Source organism: Anaeromyxobacter sp. SG17 (genome assembly GCF_022690695.1).
Lineage (GTDB): Bacteria > Myxococcota > Myxococcia > Myxococcales > Anaeromyxobacteraceae > Anaeromyxobacter > Anaeromyxobacter soli.
Genome location: NZ_JALCYX010000058.1, coordinates 8,501 through 27,729, shown reverse-complemented (window position 1 = coordinate 27,729; position 19,229 = coordinate 8,501). Strand labels below are relative to the sequence as shown.

The 19,229-nt window shown below is 73.5% G+C and carries 18 protein-coding genes; 8 read left to right on the top strand and 10 right to left on the bottom strand.

Translation table 11 applies throughout. From position 1 onward, the window contains the following. On the bottom strand, nucleotides 1-1,054 hold a 1,054-nt coding region (locus MNY60_RS23970; protein WP_277957072.1), incomplete at its 3' end, for a DUF1565 domain-containing protein. Nucleotides 1,055-1,331: 277 nt separating this feature from the next. Between MNY60_RS23970 and MNY60_RS17755 the strand changes: the two genes are divergently transcribed. After that, nucleotides 1,332-2,138 carry an alpha/beta fold hydrolase gene (locus MNY60_RS17755; protein ID WP_242341520.1) on the top strand — a complete coding sequence of 269 codons (807 nt, stop codon included), beginning with the start codon at nucleotides 1,332-1,334 and terminating at the stop codon, nucleotides 2,136-2,138. A gap of 149 nt (nucleotides 2,139-2,287) precedes the next feature. Here the strand turns inward: MNY60_RS17755 and MNY60_RS17750 are convergent, their stop codons facing one another. The 4 genes from MNY60_RS17750 to gltX all read right to left on the bottom strand — a co-directional run bounded on the left by MNY60_RS17750 (nucleotide 2,288) and on the right by gltX (nucleotide 7,342). Beyond that, nucleotides 2,288-2,875: a DJ-1/PfpI family protein gene (locus tag MNY60_RS17750; RefSeq protein WP_242341519.1), complete on the bottom strand. Its 588-nt coding sequence runs from the start codon at nucleotides 2,873-2,875 to the stop codon at nucleotides 2,288-2,290. Nucleotides 2,876-2,981: 106 nt separating this feature from the next. Continuing rightward, the gene (locus tag MNY60_RS17745; RefSeq protein ID WP_242341518.1) at nucleotides 2,982-3,497 is read right to left on the bottom strand and encodes an arsinothricin resistance N-acetyltransferase ArsN1 family A; all 516 of its coding nucleotides are present in this window, start codon (nucleotides 3,495-3,497) and stop codon (nucleotides 2,982-2,984) included. Between the two features lie 2 nt (nucleotides 3,498-3,499). Beyond that, the gene (locus MNY60_RS17740) at nucleotides 3,500-5,827 is read right to left on the bottom strand and encodes a glutamine--tRNA ligase/YqeY domain fusion protein (protein WP_242361284.1); all 2,328 of its coding nucleotides are present in this window, start codon (nucleotides 5,825-5,827) and stop codon (nucleotides 3,500-3,502) included. 99 nt (nucleotides 5,828-5,926) lie between these two features. Further along, the gene (gene gltX, locus MNY60_RS17735; RefSeq protein ID WP_242356860.1) at nucleotides 5,927-7,342 is read right to left on the bottom strand and encodes a glutamate--tRNA ligase; all 1,416 of its coding nucleotides are present in this window, start codon (nucleotides 7,340-7,342) and stop codon (nucleotides 5,927-5,929) included. Between the two features lie 37 nt (nucleotides 7,343-7,379). Between gltX and MNY60_RS17730 the strand changes: the two genes are divergently transcribed. Both MNY60_RS17730 and MNY60_RS17725 read left to right on the top strand, forming a co-directional pair. Beyond that, nucleotides 7,380-7,892: a hypothetical protein gene (locus MNY60_RS17730; protein WP_242356858.1), complete on the top strand. Its 513-nt coding sequence runs from the start codon at nucleotides 7,380-7,382 to the stop codon at nucleotides 7,890-7,892. Beyond that, on the top strand, nucleotides 7,889-8,893 hold the full coding sequence (locus tag MNY60_RS17725) for a peptidase M10 (protein ID WP_242356856.1): 1,005 nt from the start codon (nucleotides 7,889-7,891) through the stop codon (nucleotides 8,891-8,893). Before MNY60_RS17730 ends, MNY60_RS17725 begins: the two co-directional genes overlap by 4 nt. A gap of 21 nt (nucleotides 8,894-8,914) precedes the next feature. Here the strand turns inward: MNY60_RS17725 and amrB are convergent, their stop codons facing one another. Continuing rightward, on the bottom strand, nucleotides 8,915-9,712 hold the full coding sequence (amrB, locus tag MNY60_RS17720; RefSeq protein ID WP_242340068.1) for an AmmeMemoRadiSam system protein B: 798 nt from the start codon (nucleotides 9,710-9,712) through the stop codon (nucleotides 8,915-8,917). 173 nt (nucleotides 9,713-9,885) lie between these two features. On the opposite strand from amrB, the gene mrtX reads away from it, so the two are divergent. Both mrtX and MNY60_RS17710 read left to right on the top strand, forming a co-directional pair. Continuing rightward, nucleotides 9,886-10,683 carry a myxosortase MrtX gene (gene mrtX / locus MNY60_RS17715; RefSeq protein ID WP_242356854.1) on the top strand — a complete coding sequence of 266 codons (798 nt, stop codon included), beginning with the start codon at nucleotides 9,886-9,888 and terminating at the stop codon, nucleotides 10,681-10,683. Nucleotides 10,684-10,715: 32 nt separating this feature from the next. Then, nucleotides 10,716-11,765: a deoxyguanosinetriphosphate triphosphohydrolase gene (locus MNY60_RS17710; RefSeq protein ID WP_242340070.1), complete on the top strand. Its 1,050-nt coding sequence runs from the start codon at nucleotides 10,716-10,718 to the stop codon at nucleotides 11,763-11,765. Between the two features lie 77 nt (nucleotides 11,766-11,842). On the opposite strand, the gene MNY60_RS17705 is transcribed toward MNY60_RS17710, so the two are convergent. Then, nucleotides 11,843-12,691: a class II glutamine amidotransferase gene (locus tag MNY60_RS17705; RefSeq protein WP_242340071.1), complete on the bottom strand. Its 849-nt coding sequence runs from the start codon at nucleotides 12,689-12,691 to the stop codon at nucleotides 11,843-11,845. A gap of 195 nt (nucleotides 12,692-12,886) precedes the next feature. Here MNY60_RS17705 and MNY60_RS17700 point away from each other — a divergent pair, with 195 nt between their 5' ends. The 3 genes from MNY60_RS17700 to MNY60_RS17690 are packed head-to-tail and all read left to right on the top strand — an operon-like array spanning nucleotide 12,887 to nucleotide 15,615. After that, a complete protein-coding gene (locus tag MNY60_RS17700) occupies nucleotides 12,887-14,494 on the top strand; it encodes an Hsp70 family protein (protein WP_242340072.1) in 1,608 nt (535 codons plus the stop codon). 18 nt (nucleotides 14,495-14,512) lie between these two features. After that, nucleotides 14,513-15,079, top strand: coding sequence for a DnaJ domain-containing protein (locus tag MNY60_RS17695; protein WP_242340073.1), 567 nt, complete (start codon nucleotides 14,513-14,515; stop codon nucleotides 15,077-15,079). Then, nucleotides 15,076-15,615: a CvpA family protein gene (locus MNY60_RS17690; RefSeq protein WP_242361282.1), complete on the top strand. Its 540-nt coding sequence runs from the start codon at nucleotides 15,076-15,078 to the stop codon at nucleotides 15,613-15,615. Before MNY60_RS17695 ends, MNY60_RS17690 begins: the two co-directional genes overlap by 4 nt. Nucleotides 15,616-15,621: 6 nt before the next feature. Here MNY60_RS17690 and clpX read toward each other — a convergent pair whose 3' ends face one another. The 3 genes from clpX to speY all read right to left on the bottom strand — a co-directional run bounded on the left by clpX (nucleotide 15,622) and on the right by speY (nucleotide 19,000). Beyond that, nucleotides 15,622-16,698 carry an ATP-dependent Clp protease ATP-binding subunit ClpX gene (gene clpX, locus MNY60_RS17685; RefSeq protein ID WP_242361280.1) on the bottom strand — a complete coding sequence of 359 codons (1,077 nt, stop codon included), beginning with the start codon at nucleotides 16,696-16,698 and terminating at the stop codon, nucleotides 15,622-15,624. Between the two features lie 88 nt (nucleotides 16,699-16,786). After that, entirely contained in the window at nucleotides 16,787-17,818 is a 1,032-nt protein-coding gene (locus MNY60_RS17680) for an agmatinase family protein (RefSeq protein WP_242356505.1), read from the bottom strand. A 9-nt stretch (nucleotides 17,819-17,827) separates the two neighbouring features. Then, a complete protein-coding gene (gene speY, locus MNY60_RS17675) occupies nucleotides 17,828-19,000 on the bottom strand; it encodes a deoxyhypusine synthase (RefSeq protein WP_242361277.1) in 1,173 nt (390 codons plus the stop codon). Between the last annotated feature and the right edge of the window lie 229 nt (nucleotides 19,001-19,229).

Sequence of the window (19,229 nt, the reverse complement as noted above, 5' to 3'; positions counted from 1 at the left end):
CGCCGTTTCCCGGGCCGCCGCCCGAGCCGCCCCCTCCACCGCCTGCACCGGTGTGGTCCACGAAGTCGCCGAGCGCGTTGTTCCACACCATCGCGCCGCCGCCCCCGCCACCGCCGCCCCCTCCCGCGCCAAAGCTGCCCGGTCCACCGATGCCGCCCACGGCGCTGCCGATGTGCCCGGCGTAACGAGCGTCGCTCACGACTCCGAGCGAGGCGCCGCCAGGGGCGTTCGCGCCCGCCGCTCCGCTCGCGCCCGGAGATCCATTCTTGCCCGCGATGGTCGTCGCGGTGCCGTACAGAATGCCGCCTGCGCCCCCGGCGCCGCCGCCCGTCCCCAGCCCACGCTGGCCGGCGGTTCCGTCGGTGGCGTATCCGCCCATCCCTCCGGCACCCCCCATGGATCCGAGAGTCCCCCCGGCTCCGCCCACGCCGGTGCACGTATTCTCCGTGCACGCCGCGGTTCCGTTCTCGCCAGGCTGTCCTACCTGTCCGCCCGGGGGCGTCCCGCCCGGGAGACCGGGCGCGCCGTCTCCTGCCTCGATGACGAGGGCGTGCAGCTGGACGTTGGACGAGGAGTCGAGCCGGACGCCGTAGGAGCTCCGCCCGAGCAGGGTCGCGGCCGCGCTGCGGATCGTGAGGCCGTCGAGGATGACGTTCGTCACCCCCCGGCCGAAGACGCCGTCGTTGCCGTGCAGGTCGCCAGAGCCGCCCTGCACGACCGTCACGTTCACGGACGGATTGCGGGCCCAGGCGGCGTCGTACCCTCCGTACACGGCGACGTCGTTCGCGAGCTCCAGCGTGCCTGGGTAGGTGCCCGCGGCGACGTGCACGTCGCCGCCTCCGAGCGCCGAGGCGGCCGCGATGCCGCGCGCGATCGTGGCGAATGGCGCTTGCCGGGTGCCGGCCGCGCTGTCCGACCCGGTGGTCGCGACGAACCAGCCCGCCGACTGTGGGTTGTTGGAGCCAGCGTCACCCGGATCGCTCGATCCGGAGCAGCCGGCGACGAGCGCCAGGGTGAAGGAGGGAAGGAGCAGTAACCGTAAAGTCCTCGTCATTGGTCCCCCAAAGGGTTACGGCGCTCGCCGGAAACCAAAGGCGTGCGGCCGGATGTCGCTGCACGCTGCGTGTACCAGATCCGGGCGCTCCACTGGAAGTGGGGTCCCCCGCCGACGGGACAGGGGCTCGGTGATCCGTATGACCCCAAGCGAATTCTCGCGGTCAGTCGAGCGCGGGGGTAGCGCTCGGACCCTGGGCGACACCGACACACTCGAGCTCTACGCCGACGGGCTGCGGTTCTTCGCTCGCGCAGCGGGTCCCGAGGACGGGCCGCTGGTGGTCCTGCTGCACGGGTTCCCCGAGCTGTCGCGCTCCTGGCACCACCAGCTCCCCGCCCTGGCGGCGGCAGGCTACCGCGCGGTCGCGCCGGATCTGCGCGGCTACGGGCGCACCGAGCGGCGAGGTCCGTACGACCTGCGCACGCTCGCGGGCGACGTGGCCGGGATGGTGCGCGCCCTCGGGCGCGAGCGCGCCGTCGTGTGCGGACACGACTGGGGTGGCGCGATCGCCTGGGCGGCGGCGACGTACGCGCCGCAGGTGGTGGAGCGGCTGGTGGTGCTGAACTGCCCGCACCCGGCGGCGTTCGCCCGCGAGCTTCGCGTGAACCCCCGCCAGCTCCTGCGCTCGCGCTACATGCTCGCCTTCCAGCTGCCGTGGCTGCCGGAGCGGCTCCTCGCGCGCGACCGCGCCGCCGCGATCGCGCGGGCGCTGCGGGGCGGCGCGTACCGGCGCGACGCCTTCCCGCGGGACGAGCTCGAGCGATACCGGGAAGCGTTCGCATCGCGCGAGGCGGCCGCCGCGGCGCTCGCCTATTACCGGGCAGCGTTCCGCGAGCGCGGAGCCTTCGGTCGCGCCGCCCGCGCCCGCCCGGTCTCGGCGCCGACGCTCGTGGTGTGGGGCGTCCGGGACCGCTTCCTCGGGCTCGAGACGATCGCGCCGGAGAAGCTCGCGCCCTGGTTCGCACCCGGGAACGCGCCCGCCGTGGTGCTCATCGCGGAGGCAGGACACTTCGTGCAGAACGAGGCGCCCGGCGAGGTGAACCGGGCGATCCTCACGTGGCTCGCGGAGACCGGGCGGGGGTAATCCGGCAGGGGAGCGGCCGAGTCCGCTCGCCCTTCGACGAGCCTCCGGGCGAGCGGACCCGCGCCGCGGGCAGGGCGCGCACGTCCTCGTACGGGTGGGGGGACGAGAGGCGCGAGGACGGCGCCGCCGCCGTCGTCCTGCCTCGAACCCTACGCCTCGACGCGCGAGCCGAGCACCTTCAGGAACTGCCGCATCCACTCCGGGTGCGCGGGCCAGGCCGGCGCGGTGACGAGCTTCCCGTCGGTGAAGGCGTTCGACGCGGTCGCGTTCACCTCGCCGAAGCGGGCGCCCGCGGCGGTGCACTCCGGACCGACGGCGGGGTAGGCGAGGCAGGCCTTCCCCTTCAGGACGCCCGCGGCGGCGAGGATCTGCGGGCCGTGGCAGATCGCGGCGATGGGCTTGTCGTCGCGCGCGAAGCCCTGTACGAGCTCGATGACGCGCGGATTGAGCCGCAGGTACTCGGGCGCGCGCCCCCCGGGGATGACGAGCGCGTCGTAGTCGCCCGGCCGGAGCTCCTCGAAGGCGGCGGTGATCGCGAAGCGGTGCCCGGGCAGCTCGACGTAGGTCTGATCGCCGACGAAGTCGTGCACCGCCGTCTTCACCGTGTCTCCGGGCCTCTTGCCTGGGCAGACGGTGTGGACCGTGTGACCGACCATCGTGAGGATCTGGTACGGCACCATCGCCTCGTAGTCCTCGACGAAGTCGCCGACGAGCATGAGGATCTTCTTCGCGGCCATGCGCTTCCTCCTTGCGGAGCGGGATGGCGCGAGGATGGCGTGAGGACAGGGGACCCGGCCCGTGCCTTGTGGGTTCGCCGAGGAGCGGCCGCGCTCCCGCCGCGACTCAACGCTCGCGAGCGTCCCCGACGAGCCGCTCCACGAGGAGCACGTCGCGCCAGGCGCCGTCGAGCCGCGCGTGGCGCCGATGCACGCCGACCTCGCGGAACCCCAGGGAGCGGCAGAGCGACGCGCTCGCGTGGTTCTCTACGAAGATCTTGCCGACGACCTTCCACGCGCCCGCGGCCTCGGCCGCCTGGAGGAGGGCCACGCCGAGGGCGCGTCCGACGCCCCGCCCGCGCCCGTCGCGGGCGACGTACACCGACAGCTCCAGCACGCCTGCGTAGCAGGGGCGGGCGCTCGTGGGGAACAGGGCGCCGTAGCCGAGCACGGCGCCCGCATCCTCCGCGACGACGACCGGGTTCACGAGCCACTCCGACACCTCCGCGGCGATCCGCGGCCGCGTCTCGAACGTGGCGGAGCGATCCTCGATGCCCTGGTTGTAGATGCGGGCGATCGCGTCCGCGTCCTCGGGACGGCCGGGGCGGCACGTCACGGGGAGGGGATCGACGTCGGCTCCCATGGCTACCCGAGCTTCTCCTCCAGCACCTTCCGCACCAGGGCCGCGTCGGCGGTGCCGCCGGTCTCGCGCATGGCGGCGCCGACCAGCACGCCGAAGAGCTTCTTCTCTCCGGCGCGGTACCGATCGGCCTCGGCCCGGCGCGCCTCGAGGGCGCGCGCGACGGCGGCCTCCACGGCGGCGCGGTCGGCCACCTTCTCGAGGCCGAGCGCCTTCATGCGCGCCTCGGGATCGCCCCCCTGCTCGACGAGCTCCGCGAGGAGCGTCTTGCCCGCCGCCGGGGTGAGGCGGCCGGCGTCGACGAGCGCGACCAGCCGGCCGAACGCGGCGGGCTGGAGCGGCAGGGACGCGAGCTCGCGATCGCGCGCGAGACCGGCGAGGTCGTTCACGAGCCAGCGCGCCACGGAGCGTGCGTTCGGGTGGACGGCGACGGCCGCGTCGAACCAGGTCGCGACCGCGGCGTCGGCGGAGAGGAGATCGGCCTCCTCCTCGGAGAGCGCGAGCGGCCCCGTGTAGCGGGCGTGGCGCGCGGCGAGCCCCGGGTCCGCGGCGCGCGCCTCGGCGCGCAGCTCGGCGCGGGCCTTCCGCGACGCCCCGGGCCCCGCCCCCTCGGCGCCGCCGGCCGGCGCGGGCTCCCGCCTCGCGCGCCGCGCCTCGGGCTTCACCGCGGTCCGCGCGGCCCACGTGTCCTTGAGCGTGATCGTCCGGTTGAACGCGGGCGCGCCGGGGCGCGAGTCCACCGGGTCCACGAAGAAGTAGCCCTGGCGGAGGAACTGCCAGCGCGTCCCCGGCGCCGCGTCCGCGAGGGCGGGCTCCACGCGGGCGCCCTTCGCGAGCACGAGCGAGTCGGGGTTCAGGGCCTGGAGGAAGTCGGGCTCGGCGTCGGGCTGCTCGACCGCGAAGAGCCGGTCGTAGAGCCGGACCTCCGCGGGGACCGAGCGCGTCGCGTGGACCCAGTGGATCGTGCCGGAGACCTTGCGCCGCTCGCCCTCGCCGCGCGAGGCCGGATCGTGCGTCGCCCGCACCGCGGTGATCGCGCCGGACGCGTCGCGCTCCACGCCCTCGCAGCGCACGACGTAGCCGCCGGCGAGCCGCACCTCGCGGCCGGGCGCGAGCCGCTTCCAGTCCTTCGGGGGCTCCTCGGAGAAGTCGTCCCGCTCGATGAGGAGCTCCCGGCCGAACGGCACCTTGCGGCTCCCGCCGCGGGCCGGCTCGGCGGGCCACCACGGGACGTCCAGCTCCTCGGTCCGGTCCGCGGGCCAGCTCTCGACGACCAGCCGGAGCGGGTTCAGCACCGCGAGCGCGCGCGGGGTGCGGCGCTCGAGGTCCCCGCGGATGGCGAACTCGAGCTTGCCGATGTCGACGACGCTGTTGTTCTTCGCGACGCCGATGAGGTCAGCGAAGTCGCGGAGCGCCTCGGGCGTCACGCCGCGCCGGCGCATCCCGGCGATGGTGGGCATGCGCGGATCGTCCCAGCCCGAGACGCGCCGCTCGTTCACGAGCTGCAGGAGCTTGCGCTTCGAGAGCACGGTGTAGCCGAGCGAGAGCCGGGCGAACTCGTACTGCCGGGGGCGCGGATCCCACGGCCCGAGGTTGTCGAGCACCCAGTCGTACAGCTCGCGGTTGGACTCGAACTCGAGCGTGCAGATGGAGTGCGTCACGCCCTCGAACGCGTCCTCGAGCGGATGGGCGAAGTCGTACATCGGGTAGATGCACCACCGGTCGCCGGTCCGGTGGTGGCTCGCGTGCCGGATCCGGTAGAGCAGCGGATCGCGCATGAGCACGTTCGGGTGCGCCATGTCGATCCGCGCGCGCAGGACGGCGGCGCCGTCCGGGAGCTCGCCGGCGCGCATGCGGTGGAGGAGGTCGAGGCTCTCGGCCGCCGGGCGATCGCGGAACCGGCTGTTCACTCCCGGTCGCTCGAAGCTGCCGCGCTGCTCGCGGATCCGATCCTGCGTCTGGCTGTCGACGTAGGCCTTGCCGTCGCGCACGAGCCGCTCGGCGCACGCGTACATCCGCTCGAAGAAGTCCGAGGCGTAGTAGAGGTGCCCGCCCCACTCGCAGCCGAGCCAGCGCACGTCCGCCTGGATGGCCTCGACGTACTCGGTCTCCTCCGTCACGGGGTTCGTGTCGTCGAAGCGCAGGTGGGTGTGCCCGCCGTACGCCCGGGCCAGGCCGAAGTTGAGGAGGATCGACTTCGCGTGGCCGATGTGGAGGAAGCCGTTCGGCTCGGGCGGGAAGCGCGTGACCACCCGGCCGCCGTTCCTGCCGGCGCGGAGGTCCGCCTCGACGATGTCGGCGAGGAAGTTCGAGGGGCGCGGGGCGTCGCTCATGGTGGCCGATGGTGGTATCGCAGCGCGCCACGCCCCGCAACCCTGCGGCGACCCCGCGGGCCCGGCGAACGCGAGGGTGCCGCGCCGCTCCCGGCGGGTTCAGCCGATGAGCCGGAGCGCGTCGTCGAGGCGGCGCAGCGTCTCTTCCTTGCCGAGGATCTGGACGACGTCGTACATGCCGGGCGAGGCCGTGCCGCCGGTGAGCGCGACGCGCACCGGCTGGGCGATCTTGCCGAGCCCGAGGCCGCGCTGCTCGGCCTCGGAGTGGAAGAGCTTCTCGATCGCCTCGGTCTCGAGCGCGTCCAGGCCGGCGAGGCCGCCGCGGATGGCCTCCAGGATGGGCTTCGTGTCGGCCGTCAGGAACTTGGCCTTCGCCTTGGGGTCGAGCGTGATCGGCGCGTAGAAGTAGCGGAACTGCTGCACGTACTCGCCGAAGGTGCGCGCCCGCTCGCGCGCCACCGCGCAGACGTGGCGGAGCTTCGCGTCGTCGGCCGCGGGGAGCCCGGCGGCGAGGAAGTGGGGCAGGGCGTGCCGCGCGAGCTCCTCGTCCGAGAGCTTCTTCAGCCACTCGTGGTTCACCCAGGCCATCTTCTCCGGGTTGAACACGCCCGCCGTGGCGCCCACGTCCTTGAAGTCGAAGTACCGGACGAGCTCGTCGCGCGTGAAGATCTCCTGGTCCCCGTGGGACCAGCCGAGGCGCACGAGGTAGTTCACCACCGCCTCGGGCAGGTAGCCCATGTCGCGGTAGGCGGTGACGCTCGTCGCGCCGTGGCGCTTGGAGAGGCGCGTCTTGTCGGCGCCGAGGATCATGGGCAGGTGCGCGAACCGCGGGACCGGGTACCCGAGCGCCTGGTACATGAGGATCTGCCGGGCCGTGTTGTTCACGTGGTCGTCGCCGCGCGCGACGAGGTTGATCCCCATCGTCACGTCGTCGACGACCGCGCCGAAGTTGTAGAGGGGGACGCCGTCGCCGCGCAGGATCACCTCGTCCTGCAGCACCTCGTGGGAGGTCTCGATCGGCCCCTTCACGAGGTCGACGAACGTCGTCGAGCCCGTCTCGGGGACGCGGAACCGGATGACGTGCGGTCGGGAGGGATCGTAGGGGAGGCTCCGGCAGGTGCCCGGGTAGCGGAACTGGCGCTTCTCGGCCTCGGCCTGCTTGCGCTGGGCGTCGAGCGTCTCCTTCGTGCAGTAGCAGGCGTACGCCTTGCCCTCGCGGATGAGCCGCTCCGCGTGCTCCGCGTAGATCCCGAGGCGCTGCGTCTGGAAGTAGGGCCCGTGCGGGCCGCCGACGTCCGGCCCCTCGTCCCAGTCGAGGCCGAGCCAGCGCAGGCCGTCGAAGATCGCGTCCACCGCCGCCTGCGTCGAGCGCTCCCGATCCGTGTCCTCGATCCGCAGCACGAACGTGCCGCCGTTGCGTCGCGCCCACAGCCAGTTGAAGAGCGCGGTGCGGGCACCGCCGATGTGCAGGTATCCCGTGGGAGACGGGGCGAAGCGAACGCGGGGTGTGTCCATGGCGGGCGGAACCTAGCATGGGTAGAATCGCGCGCTGATGAAACCAACGACCGCGCTCCTCCTCGCCTCCCTGCTCGCGGGCGCGCCCGGCGCCGCGCGCGCGGCGACCTTCCTCGAGACGAGCGTCGAGGAGACCGCGCGCACCTCCCAGATCGTCGCGCGCGGCGTCGTCGAGCGCACGAGCTCGCGCTGGGCCGGAGCGCGCATCGTCACCGAGGTCGTCGTCCGCGTGACGAGCGCGTGGAAGGGCCGGCCGGGCGAGCGGCTCAGGCTGCTCGTGCCCGGCGGCAAGGTCGGCGAGATCGCGCAGACGGTGGACGCGGCGCCCACCTTCGAGGAGGGCGAGGAGGTCGTCGTCTTCGCGGGGCGGCGCGGGAACACCTGGCGCGTGAACGGCCTCGCGCTCGGGAAGTACCGGGTCGAGGACGGCATGGCGACGCCCGGCACCGAGGGCGCACGCTTCGCGCCGCGCGGCCTCGCCGCGGGGGAGCGCGCGGTCGGACGGATGTCCGTCGACGAGCTCGAGCGGCGCGTCCGGAGCGCGCGGTGAGCGCGCGCGCGGTGCGCCTCGCCGCCGCCGTCGCGGTGCTGCTCCTCGCGCCGCCCGCGGCGCGCGCCTACGAGCGCAGCACGAGCGGTAACGGGGCCGCGTTCTACTGGCAGGAGCGGACGGTCGGCTACCAGATCAACCCGCGCCGCGCCGCGTCCGCCCCCTCGTGCGCGGACACCTCCCAGTACGCGGACACCGCCGCGATGGAGGCGGTGCGCGCCGCGTTCCGCACCTGGACCGGCGCCGTGCAGGACTGCACCGATCTCCAGCTCGTGGACCAGGGCACCACCGACGTCGTGACGGCAGGCTACGACCCGCGGGCTTCGCGGAACGAGAACCTCGTGGTCTTCCGCGCGGGCTGGTGCTCCGACGTCGCGCCGAGCACGGACGCGTGCTGGAACGCCGGCTCGTGCGCGAACACCTACGACTGCTTCGAGGACGCGCAGCCGGCGGACCGGGCGACCATCGCGATCACCACCGTCACGCACGACGCCAACAGCGGGCGGATCTACGACGCCGACATCGAGTTCGCCGACTGGGACGGTCAGTCCGGCCCGCTCAGCTCCACCGCTGGTGCGACCCAGCCGCCGTACGGCTGGTACTTCACGTGCACGCCCACCGCGCAGTCGCCCTGCACGCTCTACGCCCAGAGCGGCTGCACCTACGTGGACCTCCAGTCGAACGCGACGCACGAGATCGGCCACTTCATCGGCCTCGCCCACCCGTGCAACCTCGGCGACTCGGACTGCAACCCGCGGACGAGCCCGTACCGGGCGGTCGTCATGTTCCCGGCGGCGAGCCTGGGCGACGTGTCGAAGCGCACCCTCACCGCCGACGACCGGGCGGGCCTCTGCGCCATCTACCCGCGCGGCGGGGCCACGTGGACCTCCCCCGTGAAGGCGGCGGGGCGCGGCGGCTGCGCGTCGGCGGGCGGGGCGGGCGAGCTCGCCTCCGCGCTCCTCGCGCTCGCGGCGCTCGCGCGGCGCGGCCGCCGGCGCTGACGTTCCGCGGCGGCGGTCCCGTCAAACCACCGCGATCCCCGCGTAGCCGACGACCTGGTCGTCGTCCCCCGTCACCTCGCCGGAGTGGCCGTAGCGGACGAGCTCCGCCCGCGAGGCTCCCATGAGCCGCGCGGCGACGAGCATCACGGTGGCCGGCACGACGCCGCACATCGAGATGTCCTCGGCGTGGACCACCTCGTAGAGCCCCTCCGGATCGAGCGCGAGGATGCGCTCGATGGCGCGGTGATCCAGGCGCCGCGCGACCGTCGCGGGGAGGTAGTGGCTCATGTCGCTCGAGGCCACGACGAGCGCGCCGGCGGCGGAGGCCGCGTCGGCGACGGTCCTCCCGAGCGCCACGCAGTCCTCGAGCGCGAGGTGCGCGAGGCAGAGCGCGGCGATCGTGACGCCGGGCCGCGCGCGCTGGAGAAACGGCACCTGCACCTCGAGCGCGTGCTCGCGCGCGTGCGCGCTCGGGTCGGGGGTGACGAGGGGGGAGGCGGCGAGCGCCGCGGTGAGCTCCGCGTCGACCGGCACCTCGCCGAGCGGCGTGCGCCACGCGCCGCGTGCGGGCCAGAGCGCGGCGCCGGCGCCGAGCCCGGTGTGGTTCGGGCCGAGCACGACGACACGCGCGGGGACCTCCACGCGCGCGTAGACCGCGCCCGCGATCGCGCCGGAGTAGACGTAGCCCGCGTGCGGCGCGACGAGGCCGCGCGCGCGGAGCTTCTCGCCCGCGCCCGAGAGGAACCCGTCCACCTGCGAGGCGAGCGCGGCGGCCTCGGCGGTGTAGAACCGCCCGGCGACGGCGGGGGCCCGATCCATGCGGCGAGTATAGGGTCCTCCCAGGGCGACGGCCGACCGGAGCGGGCCCGCCCGGCGGAGGTGACCGGCCCGGAGGCAGCGGCGAGGGCGGGCGCTCGCTCGCGCCGCCGCGGCGCACGCGCGCGCACACGCGGCGGGTTGACGCTCCGCGCTACCCGTGCGATCCCGGCCCGGTGCAGAGGACGTCCGCCGACCCGCGCACCGCCGCCCCGCTCCAGCGGAGGACGCCCGCCCCCGATCCGCCTCGCGTGCTCGTGCGGACCTGGCTCCTCGCCGTCGGCGGGCTCGCGCTCGCGAAGCTCCTCTCCTACGTCGAGCCGTCGGGGCTCCTCGCCGGGAACCTCGCCGGGGTCGCGGCCTTCCTGTTCATCGCGCTCCCCGACGGCCGCCTGCGGGCGCGCCACGACCCGTGGGCCGCCTACGGCGTCCCGCGCCTCGCCCCGCGGGACCCCGCCACCTGGCGCGCGCTCGGCCGGGGCGCGCTGCAGGGGCTCCTCGTCTGCGCGGTGGTGTTCCCCGTCTTCGCCGCGCTGTTCTGGCTCTACGCGGAGGCGCTCCCGCACCTGCCAGGGGCGATCGCGCGGATCGTCGCACCGTACGGCATCGCCCCGCGGCTGTCGGCGCGGCTCCCGGAGCGCGTGCTCCTCCTCGTGGTGGTGCAGTTCCTCGTCGTGGCCGCGCCGGAGGAGCTCTTCTACCGGGGCTGGATGCAGACGAGCTGGGCCCGCTCCGCGCCGGAGCGCGGCGTCACGGTGCTCGGCGCGCGCCTCGGGGCGGGGTTCCTCTGGACACAGGCGCTCTTCGCGCTCGGCCACCTGGTGGTGCTGGAGCCCTGGCGCCTCGCGACCTTCCTGCCCGGGCTCCTGTTCGGGTGGGTCCGCGAGCGCACGGGCGGGCTCGTCGCCCCGGTCGTGGTGCACGCGCTCGCGAACGTCTTCCTCGCGACGCTGGAGGCGAGCTTCTACGGATGACAGGCCGGGGGCCGGGCGCTAGAAAGCGGCGCATGCCCGGGACCATCCGCGAGATGCTCGAGGACCTCGAGGAACGGACGCTGCACCCGCGGGCCGCGCGGGCGTCGCAGTCCCGCGGGCGCGAGCGCCCGGAGCCGGAGGACGACGAGCGGCCCTCGTTCCAGCGCGATCGGGACAGGCTCGTCCACTCGAAGGCCTTCCGCCGCCTCGCCGGCAAGACGCAGGTCTTCCTCGCGCCGCGCGGCGATCACTACCGCACGCGCCTCACCCACACGCTCGAGGTCGGGCAGGTCGCGCGCTCCATCGCCCGCGCGCTCCGGCTGAACGAGATGCTGGTCGAGGCGATGGTCATGGGGCACGACCTCGGCCACACGCCGTTCGGGCACGCCGGGGAGCGCATCCTGAACGACGTCGTGCCGGGCGGCTTCCACCACGTCATCCAGTCGGTGCGCGTCGTGGACGTGCTCGAGAACGACGGGCAGGGGCTGAACCTCACCGCCGAGGTGCGGGACGGGATCCTGCGCCACTCGAAGGGGAAGGGGAACGTGCTGCTCAAGGGGAGCGGCGCGAAGGCGCTCACCCTCGAGGCCGAGATCGTCCGGCTCAGCGACATCATCGCGTACGTGAACCACGACCTCGACGACGCCGTGCGGGCCGGGCTCTTCGAGGAGGCGGACGTCCCGGCGCCGATCCGCGGGGTGCTCGGCGGCGGCGGCACCTCGCGGTACCGCACGCTCATCCGCGACGTCATCCGCCGCTCCGACGTGGACGGGGGCGGCCACATCGAGATGTCGCCGGACGTGCACGAGGCGCTGCTCGCGCTGCGCGACTTCCTGTACGCGCGCGTCTACGAGAACCCCGTCGTCCACGACGAGTTCGTGAAGGCGCAGCGGATCCTGCGCGATCTCCACGACTGGTGCGTCGAGGATCCCGGGCGGCTGCGCGAGCGGCACGGCGTGGTCGCGCGCGAGGGCGATCCGCCGCAGCGGGCCGTGATCGACTGGCTCTCCGGGATGACCGACCGCTTCGCCATCGGCGTGTGGGAGGGGATCTTCGTCCCCCGCCCGTGGAGCGTGGTCTGACCGGCGTCCGCCCCCGTTCGAACATCCCTGAACGGCAGCGTGACTCGCGTCACCGAAGGTGGCGCGAATCACGTCATTTACGGACCGTTGAGGCTCGACACCGACACCTGCAGGGAGCGGCTCACCGCGACGACGCTCCCCTCCGGGACCTCGATGAAGCCGTTGGGGGCGAGGAGCCGCGTGGCGAACGCCACCGCCTTCACCCGCCGGTGCGGCCGCACGCGCGGGTCGCTCTCGGGCGTGTCGAGGCCGATCTCGTCGAGGGGGCACGGGACGATGCCCTCGTAGAGCGCGTAGAAGAGCGGTCCTCCCCGGCGCGTCGCGACCATGATCCGCCCGTTCGTCGCCACGAACACGAGCCGGCTCGCCTTCTGCTCCCCCGCCTCGCGCGCCCACGCCTCGAGCTGCCGCACCGTCCGCGCGAGCGCGCGGCCCGCGGTGGCCGCGTCGAGGTCGAGGTCGTCGAGGCGGCCGTCGTCCTTGAGGTGCTTCGCGAACAGCATGAACGCGTGCTCGGAGGAGCTCTCCCCCGCGATCTGCCGGCGGAGGTGGTCGGGGATCGCCGAGAGGAGCCTGGGGCGGATACCCTCCCACCCCGCGACGGTCCCCGCGTGCGCGAAGAGCCAGCGGCGGTAGCGGAACGGCTGGGTGTTCTCGTCCTTGGAGGCGAGGCCGGACGAGAGGCGTGCGTGGACGAGCAGCGCCTCCGAGTCGACCTTCCCCACGAGCTCGGGGAGGGAGAGCGGAGCGGTCGCCCCCGACGGACGCTTCCCGAGCAGCACGTTCCCGGCCGTGTAGTAGCCGAAGCCGTAGGCCAGCGGGAGAGTGTCCCCCTCGCCCTGCAGCGACACGTGCGACCTGAGCCGCTCCAGCTGGCACCGGAGCAAGCTGTCATCGGTCTGAAGGACCGCGACGAGCGCGCCCATGTATCCGTTCTCCTCGGGTCGACGAACCCTGCGGCGAGAGATCGCCTCGCCACTCGAAACAGTAATAACCGGGGGCGCGCCTCGGGGCCGGCGTCGGTCGCCGAACGCCCACACGAGGGGGGGGTCGCTCGTTTGACAGCCTGTCGAAGCCGCCGCTAGGATGCGCTAACCCGGCGAAACCGCTGGACAACATCCATGAGCGACGACATCGCGGTCGGAATCGATCTCGGAACCAGCTACAGCGCCGTCGCCGCCGTCACCCAGGCCGGCGCGTCCCCGCAGGTACTCCCGAACGAGTGGGGGGATCGCACGCACGCCTCGGTCGTGTCCTTCCTCGAGGACGGCTCCGTCCTCGTCGGGAACGACGCGAAGAAGAACATCATCACGAACGCCGAGAGCACCGTGTACTCGGCGAAGCGGCTCATCGGGCGCTTCTTCTTCTCCGACGAGGTGAAGAAGGCGCAGGCGGTGATGCCGTACCGGATCGTGGAGGGGCCGAACAACGCGGTCCGCCTGCAGGTGCGCGACCGCGACCTCGCCGTGCCGGAGGTCTCGGCGCTCGTCCTGAAGGAGATGAAGGCGATCGCCGAGACCGCCCTCGGGCGCGACGTGAAGAAGGCCGTCATCACCTGCCCGGCGTACTTCAACGACAACCAGCGCCAGGCGACGAAGGACGCGGGCCGCATCGCCGGCCTCGAGGTGCTGCGCATCATCAACGAGCCGACCGCGGCCGCGCTCGCCTACGGCTTCGGCCGGGACATCTCCCAGAAGATCTGCGTCTACGACCTCGGCGGCGGCACGTTCGACGTGTCGATCCTCGAGATCGGCAAGGACGTCTTCGAGGTGCTCTCGACCGCGGGCGACACGTACCTCGGCGGCGACGACTTCGACGACCGGATCATGACGTGGCTCGCGGACGACTTCCTCGCGCGGCACGGTCTCGACCTCCGGCAGAACAAGTTCTGCCTGCAGATGCTGAAGGAGGCGGGCGAGCGCGCGAAGATCGAGGTGGGGCGGGACGGGGTGGCGAGCATCCACGTCCCCGGGATCTGCCAGTCGCCGGAGGGCGAGGTGCTCGACCTGCGCGGCAAGCTGACCACCGACCAGTTCAACCGGATGGTGATGGATCTCGTCCAGCGCACCTTCAAGGTCTGCGACGAGGCGCTCCAGTCGGCGCGGCTCACCGCGGGTGACGTCGACGCGGTCATCCTGGTCGGCGGCCCGACGCGGCTGCCGATCGTCCGCAACAGCGTCCGGCACTACTTCCAGAAGGAGCCGATGTCCGGGATCGACCCCGACGAGGCGGTCGCGCTCGGGGCCGCGCTGCAGGCGCACGCGCTCCTGAACCGGAACGCCGCCGAGCACGGCCAGGCGAGCTACCTGCTCGACGTGACCCCGCTGTCGCTCCGCGTCGGCACCGTGGGCGGCTTCACCGAGAAGATCATCGACAAGAACACCCCCATCCCCATCGAGAAGTCGAAGACCTTCACGACGAGCCGCGACGGCCAGGACCGCGTGAAGATCCGCGTCTACCAGGGGGAGTCGAACCGCGCGGAGGGCTGCGAGCTCCTCGGAGAGTTCGAGTTCAAGGGCTTCCGGGTGGCGCAGCGCGGCGCGGTGCAGATCCAGGTGACGTTCGAGATCGACTCGAACGGCATCGTGAACGTCTCCGCCGCGGACCTCGAGACGGGCCAGCGCACCTCCACCACGATCAGCCTCTCGTCGGGGCTCTCGGAGCAGGACCTCCGCGCGGCGATCGACCACAACGCCGAGCTCGAGCTCGCCCACGGTCCGCGCGCCTAGGCCGACGGAGGCAAGACGATGGACGCCCAGTTCCTCATCGAGGTGGAGACGCTGGCCGGCGCGCTGGATCAGCTCGACTACTTCGCGATCCTGAAGCTCCCGCAGGGCGCCACGCCCGCGGAGATCAAGGCCGCCTACTACCGCGAGTCGCGCGCGTACCACCCGGACCGCTTCGCCGCGTTCCCCAACGCCGCCCTGCGCGACCTCGTCGGCCGGATCTACCGGCGCATCAACGAGGCGTACACGGTGCTCCGCGACGACCGGAAGCGCGCGCGCTACCAGGCCGACGTCTCCGGGCCCGACCGCGCCGCGAAGCTGCGCTTCACCGAGGTCGAGGAGGCCGCGGTGAAGGACGAGCAGAAGCGGAAGCTCGAGGAGCAGCTCGGGCAGACGCCGAACGGCCGGAAGTTCTACGCGGCGGCGCTCGTCGAGATCGAGGCCGCTCGCCTCGAGGGCGCGGAGCGCGCGCTGAAGAGCGCGCTCATGTACGAGCCCGAGAACGCCCGCTTCAAGGAACAGCTCGCCACGGTGCAGCGCGAGCTCGACAGGGGGCGCGCGAAGGGCGACGCCTTCAAGATCAAGTGACCGGCACGACGATCGATCTCGCGGCGCTCGCGGCGGTGGCGCTCGCCGCCGTGCTGGGCGCGTCGTCGGGGGCCCTCCGGCAGCTGGTCCAGCTCGCGGCGGTGGCCGCCGGAGGCCTCGCCGCGCACCACCTGGCCGTGCCCGTGGCGGCCGGCCTCGGCCGGTTCGCGTCCGCCCCCGTCGCGCGCGTCGTCGCGCCCACGTTCCTGTTCCTCGGCGTCTCCGCGCTGATCTCGCTCGTCGGCGGCGCGCTGCTGCGCGGCACCGCGGCCGCGCGCGCCGTGCGCGGCCCCGCCGACCGCGGGCTGGGCGCGCTCCTCGGCGGCGTGAAGGGCGCGCTCGGCGCCTGGGTGCTGCTCTCGATCCTCGCCCTCGCGGGCCGCCTCGCTCCCGAGGGGCTCGCGCGGGCGCTGCGCTCGAGCCAGCTCGTGGATCTCGCGGGGCGGTACGACCTCGTCGAGCGCGTCGCGCCGGACGGCGCGAGGACGCTCGAGCGGTTCCGGACGCGCGGGGAGGGCGAGCCCGAGCGGCGCTGAGGTCCCTCAGTGGAGCGTCGCCGCGTCGATCCTGTCCACGCGACGCCGGACCCAGGCCGCGTCGACCGTCGCGCGCGTGCCGCGCCGCTCCGGCGCCTCGAACAGCAGATCGGCGACGACCTCCTCGACGACGCCGCGCAGGCCGCGCGCGCCGAGCCCGCGGTCCGTCGCGAACCGCACGATCTCCCTCAGCGCCCCGTCGGTGAACGTCAGCTCGACGCCGTCGGCCGAGAGCAGCTCCTTCACCTCGCGCACGATCGCGTCGGGCGGACCGGTGAGGACGGCGAGGAGCTCCTCCTGCGAGAGCTCGTCCAGCTGGACGACGATCGGCAGCCGCCCGAGGAACTCGGCGAGCATCCCGTACTCGAGGAGGTCCTTCTGGCGGATCGCCCGCGCCGCGCACCGGCGGCCGTCGCGCGCGCCGAAGCCGAGGCCGCGCCCCTCGGCCGCGTAGGCGAAGACGTCCGTGAACGTCCCGGCGCAGACGAAGAGCACGTCGGTCGTGTCGACCGGGATCGCCTCCTGGCGAGACCAGTGCGGAGCGGCGTCGAGGGGGACGGTGACCTCGCGCCCCTCGAGGAGCTTCAGGAGGGCCTGCTGCACGCCCTCGCCCCCGATGTCGCGCGAGCCGACGCCGCTGCGGTGCCCCTGCGTCCGCCGGGCGATCTTGTCCACCTCGTCGATGAAGACGATCCCGCGCTGCGCCTCCTCGACGGCGTGCCCCGCCTTCGCGAGCAGCTCCGTGATGATCAGCTCGACGTCCTTGCCGTAGTACCCGGCCTCGGTGAACTCCGTGGCGTCGGCCACGTGGAAGGGGACGTCGAGGATCTGCGCGAGGTTCCGCGCGAGGTGCGTCTTCCCGCAGCCGGTCGGGCCGATGAGCAGCACGTTCGACTTGCGGATGGGCACCTGCCGGCGCGTGCGCCGGAGGGCGGTGCGCTTCAGGTGGTTGTACGCGGCGATCGCGAGCGCGCGCTTGGCGCGCTCCTGGCCGACGACGAACCGGGAGAGCCGCTCGACGATGTCGCGCGGCGTGGGGATGGCTGGGCGCTCGTCCAGGCGGAGCGGCTGGGGCGGCTTCACACCGGAACGGTCGGCCCGGGGGCCGCCGCGCGCAACCCCGAGCGGAGGCGCGACGGCGCTCCGCGTCAGCGCCTCGCCCGTCCGAGGATCAGGCCGCCTGCGAGCGGAGCATCCAGCCGACGAGCTTGTAGAGCAGGCGCGCGCCGACGTTGCCGTCCCACTCGCCGCCCTCCGGATCGGGGGCGACCTCCACGAGGTCGAAGCCGACGATGCGCCGGCCGCTCCGCACGATGCCGCCGACGAGCGCCGTCGCCTCCTGGAACGAGAGCCCGCCCGGCACGGGCGTGCCCGTATGCGGGCAGAGCGTCGGATCGAGGCCGTCCACGTCGAAGGACACGTAGACGTCGCGCGGGAGCGGCTCCAGGATGCGCCGGACGGTGGCCGTCCACGGCTCGCCGTCGAAGCGGGCCTGCGCGAGCTGCGCGTCGTGGTGCTGCACGATGCGCCCGCCCGACCGGCCGGCGTACGCGTGCTCCTCCTCCGACAGGTCGCGCAGCCCCACCTGCACGATCCGCCCGATGTCCGGGCAGCGCTCCGCCGCGTTGTAGAGCACCGAGGCGTGGCTGTAAGTGAAGCCTTCGAAGGCGACCCGCAGGTCGGCGTGGGCGTCGACGTGCAGGACGCCGAGCCCGGGGTGGCGGCGCGCGTGGGCGGCGATGCAGCCGAGCGCCGTGGAGTGGTCGCCGCCGACGAGGCCGACGCGCTTGCCCCTCGCGAGCAGGCCCTCGACGCGCTCCTCCACCCACCGGTTCACCTGCTCGCACGCCCGATCCACCGCCTGGGCGGCGCGGGCGAGGTCGTCCCGGCCCTGCACGACGCCCCCGGCTGCGATCACCGGCGCCGCGGCGGCGCGCGCCTCCTCGTCGAGCCGGGCGATGGCCGCGGGCACCTCGAGCATGTGGATCCCGGCCTCGTAGGGGCGGCCGGTCTCCACGTCGAACAGGTCGACCTGCCGGCTCGCCGACAGGATCGCCTCGGGGCCGCGGTTCGTGCCGCCGCCGTAGGAGGTGGTGGCCTCGAACGGCACGGGCACGAGGACGACGCCGGCGTCCTCCTCCGAGTGCGGGAGGCCGAAGACGCCGGAGCCCGGCTGGGCGGCGGCGGAGGGGTCGAAGGACATGGAGGACGTCTAACGGCGCGGCAGCGCGCGGCCAGGGCCGACGGACTTCGCCTTGCCCGAGTCGCGCATCTCCGGCAGCGCGTCCGAGCCCGGGTGCTTCTTGACGTGGGCCTTGCGGAGCGTCTCGTACATGTCCGGGAGGCGCTTGAAGAGCCGCTTGGGCTTGCGCTTCTTGCGCGTCGCGAGCGCGTACGCGAACACGAGCGGCGCTGCGATCGTCGTGTCCGAGTAGACCACGACGTGGTTCTTCATCATGTTCGCCTGCACCTTGCCCCAGCTGATCGCCTCGGAGGGCGTCGCGCCCGAGAGGCCGCCCCACTGCGGCGAGTCCGTCGAGATCTGCAGGACGTACTCGTGGCCGCCGCGGTTGAGGTCGAGGATCTGCCAGAGGGTCGGCTGGGTCTGCAGGTAGAAGTTCTTGGGCGAGCCGCCGCCGAGGATGACGACGCCGTTCACCTTGGCGTCGTAGACGATGGCCGTCGACTGGAGGACGTCGAGGTCGGGGTCGATCGTGGTCTCGCCGCCGCGGAGCTTCATGGCGGCGACGTTCATGCCGATCGAGGAGTCGCCCGGCGAGGAGGTGAAGACCGGGACGTCGTACCGGGCGGCGGTCGCGACCCAGCTCTTCTCCGGCAGCGGCGCCTGCTGGTTCACGAGCTGGCCGAGGTAGTGGTGGAGCCGCGGCGTGGAGATGCGGGCGCGCAGCGCCTTGGGCGCCTTCTCGAGCGCCTCGCGCACGAAGGCGTCGGTGTCGAGGAGCGAGTCCTCGGTGATGAACACGTCGTAGATGCGCTCGATGCCCGCCTGGTACAGCTCCTTGTCGTCCACGTGGAAGTGGCCCTGGACGACCGGCAGCTTCAGCGCGAAGTGGAGGTCGTGGTACAGGTTCGCGCCCGTGGAGATGACGAGGTCCACGAAGCCCGCCTCGATCATCGCCTGGATCGCGCCGCCCACCCCCGCGGGCGCCATGGCGCCGGTGACGGTGAGCGCGATCGTCGCGCCCGAGTCGATCATCCGGCCGAACAGGTCGCAGCCCTCCGCGAGCCGGCCGCCGTTGAAGGCGCCCGCGCGGCGATAGACGTCGACGAGATCCTCGACCGACATCCCCGGCCTGAGGCGCATCGGCTCGACGGGCGGACGGGAGAGGTACTTCTTCCGGAGAACCTTGGAGTTCTGGGCCATGGCGGGCGCGGAAGTTATCGGCCGCCGCGGGGAGCGTCAAGGAACAGCGGTCTGGAGGCGGGCGCGGCCATGTCGCCAGCAGGGAGGAGTACCCCGTCGCGACGGCTCACGGGACCCGCCGAGCAGGGGTGGGGCCCCGGCGGGGCGGCCGCCCGGGGGGGGGGGGGGGCCCCGCGAGATCCAGCCACGCGCGCCGGCGACGCGAGGTGGGGCTGGGCGCGGCCGCGGA